The sequence below is a fragment of the Rhizobium ruizarguesonis genome (assembly GCF_012349115.1).
GTDB lineage: Bacteria > Pseudomonadota > Alphaproteobacteria > Rhizobiales > Rhizobiaceae > Rhizobium > Rhizobium ruizarguesonis.
The window spans coordinates 161,333-175,839 of the sequence record NZ_PQIG01000100.1 but is presented as its reverse complement, the minus strand read 5'-3'; the positions used below and the strand labels follow the sequence as shown (position 1 = coordinate 175,839).

12 protein-coding genes are annotated in these 14,507 nt (G+C 61.3%); 9 read left to right on the top strand and 3 right to left on the bottom strand.

What is annotated here, in order from left to right:
- The first annotated feature begins 180 nt into the window (after positions 1-180).
- From topA to rpmG, 5 genes are all read left to right on the top strand, one after another.
- Positions 181-2,835, top strand: a complete 2,655-nt coding sequence (topA, locus tag C3Y91_RS26915) for a type I DNA topoisomerase (RefSeq protein ID WP_168576031.1) — start codon at positions 181-183, stop codon at positions 2,833-2,835.
- Position 2,836: 1 nt separating this feature from the next.
- A complete protein-coding gene (gene rnr / locus C3Y91_RS26910; protein ID WP_130664417.1) occupies positions 2,837-5,209 on the top strand; it encodes a ribonuclease R in 2,373 nt (790 codons plus the stop codon).
- 127 nt (positions 5,210-5,336) lie between these two features.
- Positions 5,337-5,789, top strand: coding sequence for a DUF983 domain-containing protein (locus C3Y91_RS26905; RefSeq protein WP_024321100.1), 453 nt, complete (start codon positions 5,337-5,339; stop codon positions 5,787-5,789).
- Positions 5,790-6,048: 259 nt separating this feature from the next.
- Positions 6,049-7,233 (top strand): MFS transporter, encoded by a 1,185-nt coding sequence (locus C3Y91_RS26900; RefSeq protein ID WP_018069489.1) that lies wholly within the window; start codon positions 6,049-6,051, stop codon positions 7,231-7,233.
- 92 nt (positions 7,234-7,325) lie between these two features.
- The gene (gene rpmG / locus C3Y91_RS26895) at positions 7,326-7,493 is read left to right on the top strand and encodes a 50S ribosomal protein L33 (RefSeq protein WP_003547442.1); all 168 of its coding nucleotides are present in this window, start codon (positions 7,326-7,328) and stop codon (positions 7,491-7,493) included.
- A gap of 745 nt (positions 7,494-8,238) precedes the next feature.
- Here rpmG and C3Y91_RS26890 read toward each other — a convergent pair.
- Positions 8,239-9,612: a PleD family two-component system response regulator gene (locus C3Y91_RS26890; protein ID WP_018069488.1), complete on the bottom strand. Its 1,374-nt coding sequence runs from the start codon at positions 9,610-9,612 to the stop codon at positions 8,239-8,241.
- 18 nt (positions 9,613-9,630) lie between these two features.
- On the bottom strand, positions 9,631-10,002 hold the full coding sequence (locus C3Y91_RS26885; protein WP_003547430.1) for a response regulator: 372 nt from the start codon (positions 10,000-10,002) through the stop codon (positions 9,631-9,633).
- A 132-nt stretch (positions 10,003-10,134) separates the two neighbouring features.
- Between C3Y91_RS26885 and C3Y91_RS26880 the strand changes: the two genes are divergently transcribed.
- Positions 10,135-10,443, top strand: coding sequence for a DUF3572 domain-containing protein (locus C3Y91_RS26880; protein WP_018494103.1), 309 nt, complete (start codon positions 10,135-10,137; stop codon positions 10,441-10,443).
- 2 nt (positions 10,444-10,445) lie between these two features.
- Entirely contained in the window at positions 10,446-11,123 is a 678-nt protein-coding gene (locus tag C3Y91_RS26875; protein WP_018069486.1) for a hypothetical protein, read from the top strand.
- On the opposite strand, the gene C3Y91_RS26870 is transcribed toward C3Y91_RS26875, so the two are convergent.
- On the bottom strand, positions 11,098-11,685 hold the full coding sequence (locus tag C3Y91_RS26870; RefSeq protein WP_130655190.1) for a GNAT family N-acetyltransferase: 588 nt from the start codon (positions 11,683-11,685) through the stop codon (positions 11,098-11,100). The genes C3Y91_RS26875 and C3Y91_RS26870 overlap by 26 nt on opposite strands.
- A gap of 76 nt (positions 11,686-11,761) precedes the next feature.
- Here C3Y91_RS26870 and C3Y91_RS26865 point away from each other — a divergent pair, with 76 nt between their 5' ends.
- Both C3Y91_RS26865 and C3Y91_RS26860 read left to right on the top strand, forming a co-directional pair.
- Positions 11,762-13,054: a DNA polymerase IV gene (locus tag C3Y91_RS26865; protein ID WP_026170695.1), complete on the top strand. Its 1,293-nt coding sequence runs from the start codon at positions 11,762-11,764 to the stop codon at positions 13,052-13,054.
- A gap of 92 nt (positions 13,055-13,146) precedes the next feature.
- Positions 13,147-14,403, top strand: a complete 1,257-nt coding sequence (locus C3Y91_RS26860) for a L,D-transpeptidase family protein (RefSeq protein ID WP_018069483.1) — start codon at positions 13,147-13,149, stop codon at positions 14,401-14,403.
- Positions 14,404-14,507 lie beyond the last annotated feature (104 nt).

Sequence of the window (14,507 nt, the reverse complement as noted above, 5' to 3'; positions counted from 1 at the left end):
CATCTAAAATTGTATTTTCCCGACAATCCCCTCTCGGCTGCAACAGATGCAAGAGGTAAAATTGTAGCAAACCCCTTGACCGCGGCGATTTCCCTGTCCATGTCGAAGGGCCGGTATCCAAGTTGCGGTGTGTGTGCGCTGGTTTCAACGCTGGCGTCCTTTCCTTTTTAGAGAATCATGATGAATGTTGTAGTGGTGGAATCGCCTGCCAAGGCTAAGACGATCAACAAGTATCTGGGTCCGGGATACAAAGTGCTCGCCTCCTTCGGCCATGTGCGCGATCTGCCTGCCAAGGATGGCTCAGTCCTCCCCGATCAGGATTTCGAAATGCTTTGGGAGGTCGACAGCGCCTCCGCCAAGCGGATGAAGGACATTGCCGACGCGGTGAAATCTGCCGATGGCCTGTTTCTCGCGACCGACCCGGATCGCGAAGGCGAAGCGATTTCCTGGCACGTTCTCGACATGCTGAACAAGAAGCGTGTGCTGAACGGCAAGCCGGTCAAGCGCGTCGTCTTCAATGCGATCACCAAGAAGGCGGTGCTCGACGCGATGGCCGATCCGCGCGATATCGACGTGCCGCTGGTTGACGCTTATCTCGCGCGCCGCGCGCTCGATTATCTCGTTGGCTTCAATCTTTCGCCGGTGCTGTGGCGCAAGCTGCCCGGCGCACGTTCGGCCGGCCGCGTCCAGTCGGTGGCGCTTCGCCTCGTCTGCGACCGCGAATCCGAGATCGAGCGCTTCATTTCGGAAGAATACTGGAACATCTCGGCACTTCTGAAGACGCCGCGCGGCGACGAGTTCGAGGCAAGACTGGTTTCGGCGAACGGCAAACGGCTGCAGCCGCGCGCAATCGGCAACAGCGAGGATGCCGGCCGGCTCAAGGCCTTGCTCGAAGGTGCGAGCTATGTCGTCGATACGGTCGAGGCGAAGCCGGTCAAGCGCAACCCGGGACCGCCGTTTACGACCTCGACGCTGCAGCAGGCGGCTTCCTCCAATCTCGGCTTCTCCGCCTCGCGTACCATGCAGATCGCGCAGCGGCTCTATGAGGGCGTCGATATCGGCGGCGAGACCGTTGGTCTCATCACCTATATGCGAACCGACGGCGTGCAAATGGCGCCCGAGGCGATCGACGCGGCGCGCAGTGCCATCGTCGACCAGTTCGGCCAGCGCTACATGCCGGAAAAGCCGCGCTTCTACTCGACCAAGGCGAAAAACGCCCAGGAGGCGCACGAGGCGATCCGTCCGACCGATTTCTATCGTTCGCCCGACCGTGTCCGCAAATTCCTCGATGCCGACCAGATCCGGCTCTACGAGCTGATCTGGAAGCGCGGCATCGCCAGCCAGATGGCGTCGGCCGAGATCGAGCGCACGACAGCTGAAATCACCGCTGACAACAAGGGCGAGAAAGCCGGGCTTCGCGCCGTCGGTTCGGTCATCCGCTTCGACGGCTTCATCGCCGCCTATACCGACCAGAAAGAGGACGGCGAACAGAGCGACGACGGCGACGAGGATGGCCGCCTGCCGGAGATCAATGCGCGCGAGGCGCTCGCCAAGCAAAAGATCAATTCGACGCAGCATTTCACCGAACCGCCGCCGCGCTATTCGGAAGCGACGCTGATCAAGAAGATGGAAGAGCTCGGCATCGGCCGCCCCTCCACCTATGCCGCGACGCTCGCAACGCTACGCGACCGCGACTATGTGACGATCGACAAGCGCAAGCTGATCCCGCAAGCCAAGGGCCGGTTGGTGACGGCTTTCCTCGAGAGCTTCTTCACCAAATATGTCGAATACGATTTCACCGCCGATCTCGAAGAGAAGCTTGACCGGATTTCCGCCGGCGAGTTGAACTGGAAGCAGGTGTTGCGCGATTTCTGGAAGGATTTCTTCGCCCAGATCGAGGACACCAAGGAACTGCGCGTCACCAACGTGCTCGATTCGCTGAACGAGGCGCTGGCACCACTCGTCTTCCCGAAACGAGAGGACGGCAGCGATCCGCGCATCTGTCAGGTCTGCGGCACCGGCAACTTGTCGCTGAAGCTCGGCAAATACGGCGCCTTCGTCGGCTGCTCGAACTATCCGGAATGCAATTACACGCGCCAGCTCTCCTCGGAAAATGGTGGAGAAGCGGACGGTGCTGCCCTCAACGAGCCGAAGAACCTCGGCACCGATCCGACCACCGGCGAGGAGCTGACGCTCCGTTCCGGCCGCTTCGGCCCCTATATCCAGCGCGGCGACGGCAAAGAAGCCAAACGCGCTTCGTTGCCGAAGGGCTGGAAGCCCGAGGACATCGATTATGAAAAGGCGATGGCGCTGATCTCGCTGCCGCGCGATATCGGCAAGCATCCTGAATCGGGCAAGATGATCTCGTCCGGCATCGGCCGCTATGGACCGTTCCTCCTGCATGACGGCTCCTATGCCAATCTGGAAACCGTCGAGGACGTGTTCTCGGTCGGCCTCAACCGCGCCGTGACTGTCATCGCCGAAAAGGCGAAACAGGCACCGGGCCGGGGTGCGCGCGGCACGCCAGCGGCACTGAAGACGCTCGGCGATCATCCTGATGGTGGCGCGATCACCGTTCGCGACGGCAAGTACGGCCCTTATGTCAACTGGGGCAAGGTCAACGCCACACTGCCGAAGGGCAAGGATCCCCAGGCGATCACCGTCGAGGAGGCGCTTGCGCTGATCGCCGAAAAGGCAGGCAAGGCACCTGTGGGCAAGGCGGCCAAGGCGAAAGCCAAGCCAAAGGCCGCAGCCGCCGAAACCAAGACCACCAAGACAGCCGCCAAGCCGAAGACAACGAAGGCGAAAGCGCCCGCGAAATCGAAAAAGAGCTGACGTGAGCAGAATACCACGTGAGAGAACGAACCCTGCGGGCAAGCGCCCGGGCAAGATCGGCCGCGCCGGCAAGGATGCTCCCGCCGTCGAGCCGCTGAACATCGTCCACGGCGCGCTGCCTTCGCGCGAGGTGATCTTGCGCTTCATCGCCGATCATCCACAGAAAGCGTCCAAGCGTGAACTCGCCAAGGCTTTCGGCCTGAAAGGCGACAACCGCGTCGAGCTCAAGCACATGTTGCAGGAGCTCGAGCAGGAAGGCATGCTGCAGAAGAACCGCAAGTCGCTGATCCGTCCCGGTGCGCTGCCGCCCGTCACGGTTCTCGATATCACCACGCGCGATAAGGATGGCGATCTGATCGGCCGGCCGGCGGAATGGCCGGAGGATCAGGGCGTGGCACCCGCCGTCGCCATCCGCCAGCAATCTCCAGCAGGCCGGCAGGGCAAGGGTAAGGCGCCGGTCGCAGGCCTCGGCGACCGTATCCTGGCGAAGATCTTCCCGGCTGTCGATCGCGGCGGGCCGGCCTATACGGCGCGGATCATCAAGGTGATCGACAGGCGCCGCGGCGCCTCGATGGGCGTCTTCCGCACAGCACCCGGTGGCGGCGGCCGGCTGCTGCCGATCGAACGGCGCGGCGAGGAGATGGTGATCGATCCCGAGTTCACCGGCGGCGCCGCGGATGGCGACCTGGTCGAAGTCGAAATCGCCCGTCTCGGCCGTTTCGGTCTGCCGCGCGCCAAGGTGCTTTCCGTCGTCGGTTCCGTCGGTTCGGAAAAGGCGATCTCGATGATCGCGATCCATGCGCACGGCATCCCGCATGTCTTCCCGCCGGCTGTCATCGCCGAGGCGGAAGCCGCAAAACCGGCCAGCATGTCGCATCGCGAGGATTGGCGCGACGTGCCGCTGATCACCATCGACCCGGCCGATGCCAAGGATCATGACGACGCGGTTTATGCCGAGCTCGACCCCTCGCCCGACAATCCTGGCGGCGTCGTCGTCACCGTCGCGATTGCCGACGTCTCCTGGTATGTCCGCCCGAATTCGCCGCTCGACCGCGAAGCGCTGAAACGCGGCAACTCGGTCTATTTCCCGGATCGCGTCGTGCCGATGCTGCCGGAGCGCATCTCCAACGATCTCTGCTCGCTGAAGGAAGGCGTCGACCGCCCGGCGCTCGCCGTGCGCATGAGCTTTTCTGGCGAAGGCCGCAAGATCGGCCACATTTTCCACCGCATCATGATGAAGAGCGCGGCCAAGCTGTCCTACCAGCAGGCGCAGGCGGCGATCGACGGCAAACCGGACGATCAGACCGGACCGATGCTCGAGCCGATCCTGAAGCCGCTCTGGCACGCCTATGAGGTGATGAAGCGCGGACGCGACAGGCGCCAGCCGCTGGAACTCGACATGCCGGAGCGCAAGATCCTGCTGAAGTCCGACGGCACGGTCGACCGGGTCGTCGTGCCGCCAAGGCTCGACGCGCATAAGCTGATCGAGGAGATGATGATCCAGGCAAACGTCTGCGCCGCCGAGACGCTGGAAAAGAAACGTCAGCCGCTGATCTACCGCATCCATGACGGCCCGACGCTTGCCAAGCAGGAAATCCTGCGCGAGTTCCTGGCCACGCTCGGCATCTCGCTTGCCAAGGGCGGCAACATGCGCGCCAACAACTTCAACGGCATTCTGGCGAAGGCGGACGGCACACCGCATCAGACCATGGTGAGCGAGATGGTGCTGCGTTCGCAGAGCCAGGCGATCTACGGTCCCGAGAATATCGGCCATTTTGGCCTCAACCTGATGAAATATGCCCACTTCACCTCGCCGATCCGCCGCTATGCCGATCTCATCGTGCATCGCGCCCTCGTCGGCTCGCTCGGCTTCGGCGAAGGCGGCATCACGCCCGACGAAGAGGCAGCGCTCGATGATATCGCCGCTGAAATCTCGACCTTCGAGCGCCGGGCCATGGCAGCCGAGCGCGAGACCGTCGACCGGTTGATCGCCCATCACCTCAGCGGCCGCGTCGGCGAAGAATTTGCCGGGCGGGTCTCGGGCGTGACGAAATCGGGACTTTTTGTCTCTCTGCCGGACTATGGCGCCGACGGTTTCGTCCCTATATCTACGCTCGGCAGCGATTATTTCATCTATGACGAGGCGCATCAGGCACTCTCGGGTGAACGAACAGGGCTCGGTTATCGCCTGGGCGATAGCGTCACCGTGAAACTTGCCGAAGCGATCCCGCTTGCCGGTGCGCTGCGTTTCGAGATGATCAGCGAGGGCCGCGAGATGCCGGCGGCGGTGCGCTCCTTCCACAAGGCGGGCCGCCGCGACAGGGGCCAGGTTCGCAAGAAGCCCGGAACGAGGCCGCCGCGCGGACGGCACTAAAGCGCGTCGCAATCGTTCAGATTGGCTCCCCGCGCTTTAGGTCCTTGTTTTTACGCATGTCGTTACCGCGAAACCGCTGCACAGTTTCGCGATAACGACATGTTTTAGATCCGAAGAGGAACATGCGATGAGCACACCGACCGATCCGGTCGCCCGCTACGGGGATACGCCCGAGGTCGAGCGTCCGCTTGGGCGCTCCATCATGCGCGGGCTGATGAACCGCTGCCCGGCCTGCGGCAGCGGTAAGCTCTTTCGCGCCTTCCTGAAGCCGGTCGATCATTGCGCGGCCTGCGGCGAGGCGATGCATCACCAACGCGCGGACGATCTGCCGCCCTATATCGTCATCCTCGTCCTCGGCCACGTCGTGGTCGGCGGCTATATGCTGACCGACATGACCTTCGTGCTGCCGGTTTGGGTCCATCTTGCCATCTGGGCGCCAATCACCATCATCACCGCGCTTGCCTCGATCCAGCCGATCAAGGGCGGAGTCATCGGCCTGCAATGGGCGCTGCGCATGCACGGCTTCGGTGGAGAGAGCGATGGCCCGGACGATTATGACATCCCCAGCCGGCCGGATTAACGCCTTCACCTTCCAGACATATTTAACGTGTAGTGCCAGCGTTCCACCGACCACCACCCACCCGAACGCGGCAGCCGACGATCCTCAACGACTTGACATGGTAAGCTTTTCTTGTCTGAACAGGCTTTACATTCCGTAGGTGGTCACTCACATCGGAAATACTGCGAAACGCTGCCCGTCACCTGGATTTGGCACGCCTGTGTCTTTCTGTGTGAGGTGACCGGCCGTTTCGCTCGCTTAGCTTTCTAAGGATGGATAAATGTCTCAGCCGAGAACCGGCACACCGGGCGATGTCGAAGAAATCCATTGGCCTTCTCTGGTGGCAGCCATCTCGTCCATATCAGCCGTTGGCATAGCAATTGGCCTCGGACTCCCGCTTCTCAGCATCATCCTCGAAAAACGTGGCATCTCCTCCACCCTGATCGGGCTCAACACGGCGATGGCCGGGGTCGCGGCGATGGCCGCCGCACCTGTTACCACCAAGCTTGCCCATAAATACGGTGTTGCGCCGACAATGCTCTGGGCCGTGCTGATTTCGGCGCTGAGCGCGCTCGGTTTCTATTACGCCCAGGATTTCTGGATGTGGTTCCCGCTGCGTTTCGCCTTCCATGGCGCGACGACGACGCTGTTCATCCTCTCCGAATTCTGGATCAATGCGGCTTCGCCGCCTTCCAAGCGCGGTTTCGTGCTCGGCATCTATGCGACGGTGCTTTCCCTTGGCTTCGCGGCCGGACCCCTGCTCTTTTCGGTCCTCGGCAGCGACGGCATCTTCCCCTTCCTGATTGGCGCCGCCGCCATCCTGCTTGCGGCCATCCCGATCTTCATCGCCCGCGACGAGAGCCCGGTGCTCGAGGAAAAACCGGAGCTGCATTTCATGCGCTACGTTTTCCTGGTGCCGACGGCGACGGCGGCGGTCTTCATCTTCGGCGCGGTCGAAGCGGGCGGGCTGTCGCTTTTCCCGATCTTTGCCGTGCGCGCCCATTTCACCGAATCGCAGGCAGCACTTCTGCTCACCATGATGGGCGTCGGCAACGTCATCTTTCAGATCCCGCTCGGCCTGCTTTCCGACCGCATCGCCGACAAGCGGCCGCTTCTGGCCGGCATGGCGCTGATGGGCTTCATCGGCTCGATGATGTTGCCGCTGTTGCTCAACAACTGGCTGCTGATGGCCGGGCTCCTGCTTTTCTGGGGCGGCTGCGTCTCAGGTCTCTATACGGTCGGCCTCAGCCATCTCGGCTCGCGGCTGACGGGCTCCGATCTTGCTGCGGCCAATGCTGCCTTCGTCTTCTGTTATGCGATGGGAACCGTGGCCGGGCCGCAGGCGATCGGCGCGGCGATCGATGTCGCTGGAAATAACGGGTTTGCCTGGGCGATTGCCGCTTTCTTCGGTCTTTACGCCCTACTTTCCGGCATCAGACTGATGTTCATTCGAAAACGGGCTTGACTTTTCGGGCGGGATTCGTAGTTTCGCGCCAGGATTTGCCGTGGAGCCCATCCGGCTTCCACGGCTTTCATTTTCTTAAAGGCAGGACGACCATGGCCAAGGCTACAACAATCAAGATCAAGCTGCTGTCGACAGCCGACACCGGTTTCTTCTACGTCACCACGAAGAACAGCCGTACGATGACGGACAAGATGACGAAGACGAAGTACGACCCGGTTGCAAAGAAGCATGTCGAGTTCAAGGAAACCAAGATCAAGTAATCACTTGGCCTGACGGATTTCACAAAAGCGCGCGCCTTCGGTGCGCGTTTTTTATTGCCGGTTTGTGGTCTTTGAAAAATGATAGCGCAAACAGACAAAACGCCGCCCTTCCATCTTCGGGAAGTGGCGGCGTTTTCTTGAAAGGGGGTCGGCCAGCATGCAAAACGGCACGAGGAACCGCTATAACTTGCCTACTAGCCGACCGACCCCACGACCCAGGAGATGCGGCGGACCTGAGCATCATGGGGTATCGACAACTCCTCAACGGGAGCGCTTCTCTTATGAGCCGATAATTTGCGCAAAAATGAAAGAAAATCAACAAATTCTTAATGATGAATTTTCTTATCTTGATTCTATGGTTAAAAGTCCAGATTTGGGACATACAAAGATTGATCGGCTCTGCTTGAGCTTGAAGCGTAGCGCTTCACCCTTCGAAGAAATTCGACAATATAACTTAACAACTTACGCCTGCCCTCCCCTTACGTGAGGTGACGTCGCCGCAATCTATTTGACCCGGTTGGCGGCAGGCATTTTTTATAGTCTTCGTTTCATTTTGAGCTACGGCCTGACGCTCTGAAGACTATCTAGCGCCAACACATCCGCAGCAACGCGGCGAGTCCATTTTTGGGCTATTGAATTCCAAATTTTTCGCCCCGCGTTGCACAGGCGAAGATTAAAAATCGGTAACAATTCGCTTACCGCAGTGGAAAACCCGCAAATGGCGCGTATGGCCGCAAGTGATTCGTCACGCCGCCGCGGCGACCACACGGTTGCGGCCGGTGTTCTTGGCCTCGTAAAGAGCCAGATCCGCCTGCTTCATCAGCTGGTCCGGGGTCAGCACCGATGCAATACGCGAGGCGATGCCGAAGGAAGCAGTGACATTTAGCGCTTCACCGGAGTGTTTCAGCATAAAGGGAGCGCTTTCGATCGCCGCGCGCAGGCGCTCGGCGACAGTAGCGGCAATTTCCGGCGAGGTGTCGGGCATCACGACGACGAATTCCTCCCCACCATAGCGGCAGGCAAGATCGGCACCGCGGATGGTCGAACGGACGCGATTTGCGAATTCCCGCAGCACCTCGTCGCCGCCGTCATGGCCGTAGGTGTCGTTCACTTGCTTGAAGCGGTCGATATCGGTGATCAGCACCGAAAGCGGCCTGCCCCGCGCCATCGAACGGTTGAAGAGCACGTTCAGGTGATTGTCGAGATAGCGCCGGTTATAAAGGCCGGTCAGCGGATCGGTCACGGCAAGCTCGATCGTCTGCTTGACGCTGGCGCGCAGGCGGTCGTTGTAGCGCTTGCGGCGGATCTGCGTCAGGCTGCGGGCAACCAGTTCGTTGGGATCGACCGGGCGGATGATGTAGTCGTTGACGCCGAGATCGAGCGCGCGCACGACCATCTCGTCAGCGCCCTGCTCTGTGATGATCAGAATCGGCAGGAAACGGGTGCGCTCCAGCGAGCGCAGCTGCGAACAGAGGCGAAGCGGATCGTAATCGTCGAAGTTGGCGTTGACGATGACGAGATCAAACGCGCTTTCGGCCGCCTCGAACAGGGCGGCCTGCGGATCGGAGAGGGCAAGGACGTCGGCGACGGGCTTCAGCGCCTTGATGATGCGCTCCTGCGAATTGGCGCGGCCGTCGACGAGCAGGACCTGAGCGGTCTCGTCGGCGCGACCCTCCCCTGCCCGCGTGAGGTCGTCGATGCCCATCGTATGGGCGGTGTCGGCGCGGATGCGCAGCTCATCGCTCAACGTCTTCAGCCGTAGCAGGCTCTTCACCCGGGAGATCAGCTGCAGATCGTTGACCGGCTTGGTGAGAAAATCGTCAGCGCCAGCCTTCAGGCCGCGTACGCGATCGGTCGGCTGGTCGAGCGCGGTGACCATGACGACTGGAATATGGGCGGTCTTCTGGCTGGCCTTCAGCCGCTCGCAGACCTCGAAACCGTCTATGCCAGGCATCATGATGTCGAGCAGAATGAGATCGACCTGGTTGCGCTCGCAGATCGCCAGTGCCGTGTAGCCGTCTGCTGCGGTCATCACGTCGAAATACTCCGCAAGCAGCCGCGCTTCGAGCAGCTTCACGTTGGCCGGAATATCGTCAACCACCAGTATTCGCGCAGTCATAAGCGTCTTTCCGATGCGTCAGGCATCGCCCAGATAGGTCTTGATCGTCTCGATGAATTTCGGAACCGAGATCGGCTTTGAAACATAGGCCTCGCAGCCGCCTTGGCGGATCCGCTCCTCGTCCCCCTTCATCGCGAAAGCCGTCACGGCGATGACGGGAATCACGTGCAGCTCGTCGTCCTCCTTCAGCCATTTCGTAACTTCGAGGCCGGAGACCTCGGGAAGCTGAATATCCATCAGGATGAGGTCGGGGCGATGCTTGCGCGCCAGATCGAGCGCCTCCATGCCGTTTCTGGTCTGGATCGTCGTATAGCCGGACGCCTCGATGAGGTCGCGAAAGAGCTTCATGTTGAGCTCGTTATCTTCTACAATCATCACCTGTTTGGGCATGACAAGCTGTCCCTACGTCCGTTCGCGCAGCGGTTCGTCCCATGACAAAGGCACATGCGGACAAAAGCTGCGTGAAACCGATAGTGCACGCTACCGGTATTTGGTTGAAGAAAAGGTAACTTACCCAGCGAAATGCAAAGCAACTTCAAGACTTCGAAACAACAGGCTGCCGACCCGCACGAGACGGCGATCGCCGTGCTCGGCTGGCTTGCCGGTGATCCCGAAATGTTCGGCCGCTTTCTTGCCCTGACGGGTGTAGCGCCTGGCCAGGTGCGCAACGCCGTCAACGATCCGGGATTCCTCGCCGGCCTGATGGATTTCCTGATGAACCATGAACCGACGGCGATGGCCTTCTGCGCGGCGAGCGGGATCAGCCCAGAGACGGTGACGGCGGCCTGGCAACATTTCTCGTCGCCGGGCCTCGATTCCGGAGAATACTGACCGTGGCCTCCGCTCCAGAACTCGACATCTCGCATATCCGCCTCGGCGAACGGCCGTTGATCGTCTGTGACGTCGACGACGTCGTGCTGCAGTTCATCGGTCCCTTCCAGCTTTTCCTTCAGAGCCAGGGCCACGCGTTTCTGCCGCGATCGTTCCGGCTTCACGGCAACATCGTCTCGCAAGCGGACGGCGTGGAGATCGAGGATCAAGAGGTCAGCCGGCTGATCGAGGAATTCTTCGAGGCCCAAGAGCTGTGGCAGACGCCGCTCGACCGCGTCGTCGAAACGCTCGACCGGCTTTCGGAAGAGGCCGATATCCTTTTCCTGACGGCCATGCAGCCACGGTTCCAGGACCAGCGCCGTCGCCTTCTCGACAGGATGGGCCTGCTTTTTCCGCTGCTTGCCACCGAGCAACCCAAGGGGCCGATCGTTCACGCATTGCATGCCAGCCGCTCCCTTCCCGTCGTCTTCATCGATGATATGGCGCGCAATCTGCATTCCGTTAGGGATCACGTCACCGATTGCCTGCTGATTCACCTGATGCCGAACTCGCCCGTCCATCGTTTCGCACCGGCGGCCGCTGACGACATCACGCGCGCCACCGACTGGACGCATGCGGCCGCCCTCATCGAGGCGCATTTTGTTTCCGGCACTGTCACGCGCGCAGCTCCAGCCGCATGAGCGGACGGCCATCCTTGCGCCGTGCTACAGTCTCGAAACCGGCGGCATCGAAGACTGCCGTCGAGCCGATGCAGAGCGTCACGGATTTCGACTGCTTCACATGATCGATCGGACAGGCTTCGAGCAGCCGCGCTCCCTGGCGCCGCGCGTAGTCGATCGCGCCGGCGAGCAGACGGTGGGCCATTCCCTTGCCACGCAGTTTGGGCAGCAGGAAGAAGCAACTGACGGCCCAGATGGATGGATCATGCGCATCGCCCTCATCCAGCGGCCGCGAGACGGTGCGCGGCGAATTGAACTGCGGCACGTCGTGGCGCGGCCCGACCTGCACCCAGGCGACCGGCACGCCGTCGGCATAACAGAGGATGCCAGGCGGCGGACCCGCCTCGATCCGCTCCCGCATATGCGCCTTGCGTTCGTCGGCCGCCATCTTCGTCCGTATCGCATGCGGCAGGCGCAATGCGACGCACCAGCAGTTATAGAAGGCACCCTGCGGCCCGAACACGATTTCGAAGTCGTCCCAGCGTTCTGGCGTTACCGGCTCGAAACGAAGATCGTTATCCAAAGGCAAAGCTCCCGGCCTCTCTTGAGACTCGGAAGCTTAAGGCGTAATGTCCGATCGTTCAATCTTTGTTCTCATCATGACGCCCGCGCCTGACAAGACACCCGGCTTCTGTCGCGACTGCCTTGCCGAGCAGAAGGGCGAGGCGCGCCGGTGCGTTTCCTGCGGCAGTCCCCGCCTCGTGCGCCATCGCGAACTCTATGCATTGACGCTGGCGCATATCGATTGCGACGCCTTCTACGCAGCGGTGGAGAAACGCGACAATCCTGATCTTGCCGACAAGCCTGTCATCATCGGCGGCGGCAAACGCGGTGTGGTTTCCACTGCCTGCTATATCGCCCGTATCCACGGCGTGCGTTCGGCCATGCCGATGTTCAAGGCGCTGGAGGCATGCCCTCAAGCGATCGTCATCCGCCCCGACATGGAGAAATATGTCCGGGTCGGGCGGCAGGTGCGCGCAATGATGCAGGATCTGACGCCGCTGGTGCAGCCGCTATCGATCGACGAGGCCTTCCTGGAGCTCGGCGGCACCGAGAGGCTGCATCACGATCCGCCGGCGCGCACGCTCGCCAAATTCGCCCGTCGCATCGAAAGGGAGATCGGCATCACCGTTTCGGTCGGGCTTTCCTATTGCAAATTTCTCGCCAAGGTCGCCTCCGATCTGCAGAAGCCGCGCGGCTTTTCGGTCATCGGCCGCGAGGAAGCGGTCGAGTTCCTGGCGCCGCGTCCCGTCACCACGATCTGGGGCGTCGGCAAGGCCTTTGCGGCGACGCTGGAGGCGGACGGCATCCGCACCATCGGCCAGCTGCAGCAGATGGAGGAAAACGATCTGATGCGCCGCTACGGCAGTATCGGGCAGCGGCTCGCCCGGCTGTCGCGCGGCGTCGACGACCGCGAGGTGCATCTCAACGATGCGGCCAAGAGCGTATCGGCCGAGACGACCTTCTTCGAAGACATATCGCGCTACGACGATCTGGTGCCGATCCTGCGCAACCTTTCCGAAAAGGTGTCCTGGCGGCTAAAGAAAAACGGCATTGCCGGCCATACCGTCGTCCTGAAGATGAAGACCGCCGATTTCAAATCGCGCACCCGCAACCGCAAGCTCGAAGACCCGACCCAGCTTGCCGACAAGATCTTCCGCACCGGGCTCGAGCTTCTCGAAAAAGAGACAGACGGTACGAAGTTCCGCCTGATCGGCATCGGCGTCACCGATCTCGGCGATGCCGCCCGCGCCGATCCGCCCGATCTGATCGACCGGCAATCGGGCCGGCGGGCGGCAGCCGAAGCGGCGATGGACAAGCTGCGTGACAAGTTCGGCAAGAAAACGGTCGAGACCGGCTACACCTTCGGCAGCGGCAAGCGCGATCACTAACGCGTGAGGGCAGCCGGCGATCCAGCCTATAAAATCTTCCTTAAACTTCGTCTCATAATGTGCCGGGCAAGTATTGCGTATGGTTGGGTCTCATGTTCTCGCGTCTCGTCTTCGGCCTCGGCTTGCTGTCGGCCACCGCACTCGTGCACCCCGCTCTTGCCGCGGATGCGCGCACGCTGCAGATCATCGTCTCCAAGGACAAGCAGTCGCTTGTGGTCTATGACGGCACCGAGGTCGTCGCGACCTCGAAGGTCTCGACCGGCAAGGACGGCCACACGACGCCGAGCGGCATCTTCTCGGTGCTGGAAAAGCAGAAATACCACGAATCCAACCTCTATTCGGCGGCGCCGATGCCGTTCATGCAAAGGCTGACCTGGTCCGGCATCGCGCTGCACGAATCCAATTCGGTCCCGCGTTATCCGGCCTCACATGGCTGCGTGCGCATGCCGGGCGCTTTCGCAAAAATGCTTTATGGGATGACCGATCCCGGTGTCCCCGTCATTATCAGCGACGGTGAACTGGTGCCGCAGCCGATCGATCATCCGACCCTTTTCCATCCGGATGCACCGGCGGCGATGCCGCTGCTTTCGGATGTCGAACTGCGGCCCTCTATGCCCGACAGCCCCGAAAAGCCGGTGCAGGTGGCGATGAACGATACCGCTGCGATGCCGATGCCGGTAGCGCAGCCGATTGCAGCGCCCGAACCCGAGCCGCCGTCCGAGCCGATCAGCATGCTGATTACGCGCCGGACGCTGCGCGAGACGGTGATCGACATCCAGACCCTGCTCAACCAGCTCGGTTTTCCCGCCGGCAATCCGGACGGCTTGCTCGGTTCGTCGACCGTACAGGCGATAAAGGCTTTCAAGACGCTACGGCCGGCGGAATTTGCCGGCGACAGGAGCCTGGTCTCCGACACGCTCCTCAGAGAAGTCTATGCCGCGGCTGGCAAGGGCGAGCCGCCGAACGGCGTCATCATGGTGCGGCAGGCCTTCAAACCGATCTTCGAAGCGCCGGTGACGATCGCCGATCCGGGACTGGCGCTCGGCACACATTTCTTCACGCTGCATGCGGTCGATGAAAAGGCCGGCACCGCCGACTGGCTCGGCATCACGCTTGAGAACAATCTCTCCCGCGAGACGATGAAGCGGCTTGGCATCACCAATCAGGAAAGCTCGATCATTACAGGCAAGCCGATCGCCCGTTCGCTCAACAGGATTGCCATCCCCGACGAGACCCGCCACAAGATTGACGCCCTCATCGCGCCCGGCTCGACGCTGACGATCTCCGATACCGGCCTCGGCCGGGAGACCGGCGAAGGCACGGATTTCATCACGATCACCCGCGGGTGATGGCCATCACGCTAATGCGTGTCGCCCAAAAGTGCGCAGCGGTTTTGGGATAACGAAATGCATAAAACAAAGACTTAAAGCGCGGCGCATGAATCCTGATTGAC

Excerpts from the sequence above, each read along its gene's own strand:
- topA (WP_168576031.1), top strand. The coding sequence starts at position 181 with ATGAATGTTGTAGTGGTGGAATCGCCTGCCAAGGCTAAGACGATCAAC.
- C3Y91_RS26905 (WP_024321100.1), top strand. The coding sequence starts at position 5,337 with ATGAGCACACCGACCGATCCGGTCGCCCGCTACGGGGATACGCCCGAG.
- C3Y91_RS26900 (WP_018069489.1), top strand. The coding sequence starts at position 6,049 with ATGTCTCAGCCGAGAACCGGCACACCGGGCGATGTCGAAGAAATCCAT.
- rpmG (WP_003547442.1), top strand. The coding sequence starts at position 7,326 with ATGGCCAAGGCTACAACAATCAAGATCAAGCTGCTGTCGACAGCCGAC.
- C3Y91_RS26890 (WP_018069488.1), bottom strand. The coding sequence starts at position 9,612 with ATGACTGCGCGAATACTGGTGGTTGACGATATTCCGGCCAACGTGAAG.
- C3Y91_RS26885 (WP_003547430.1), bottom strand. The coding sequence starts at position 10,002 with ATGCCCAAACAGGTGATGATTGTAGAAGATAACGAGCTCAACATGAAG.
- C3Y91_RS26880 (WP_018494103.1), top strand. The coding sequence starts at position 10,135 with ATGCAAAGCAACTTCAAGACTTCGAAACAACAGGCTGCCGACCCGCAC.
- C3Y91_RS26865 (WP_026170695.1), top strand. The coding sequence starts at position 11,762 with ATGACGCCCGCGCCTGACAAGACACCCGGCTTCTGTCGCGACTGCCTT.
- C3Y91_RS26860 (WP_018069483.1), top strand. The coding sequence starts at position 13,147 with ATGTTCTCGCGTCTCGTCTTCGGCCTCGGCTTGCTGTCGGCCACCGCA.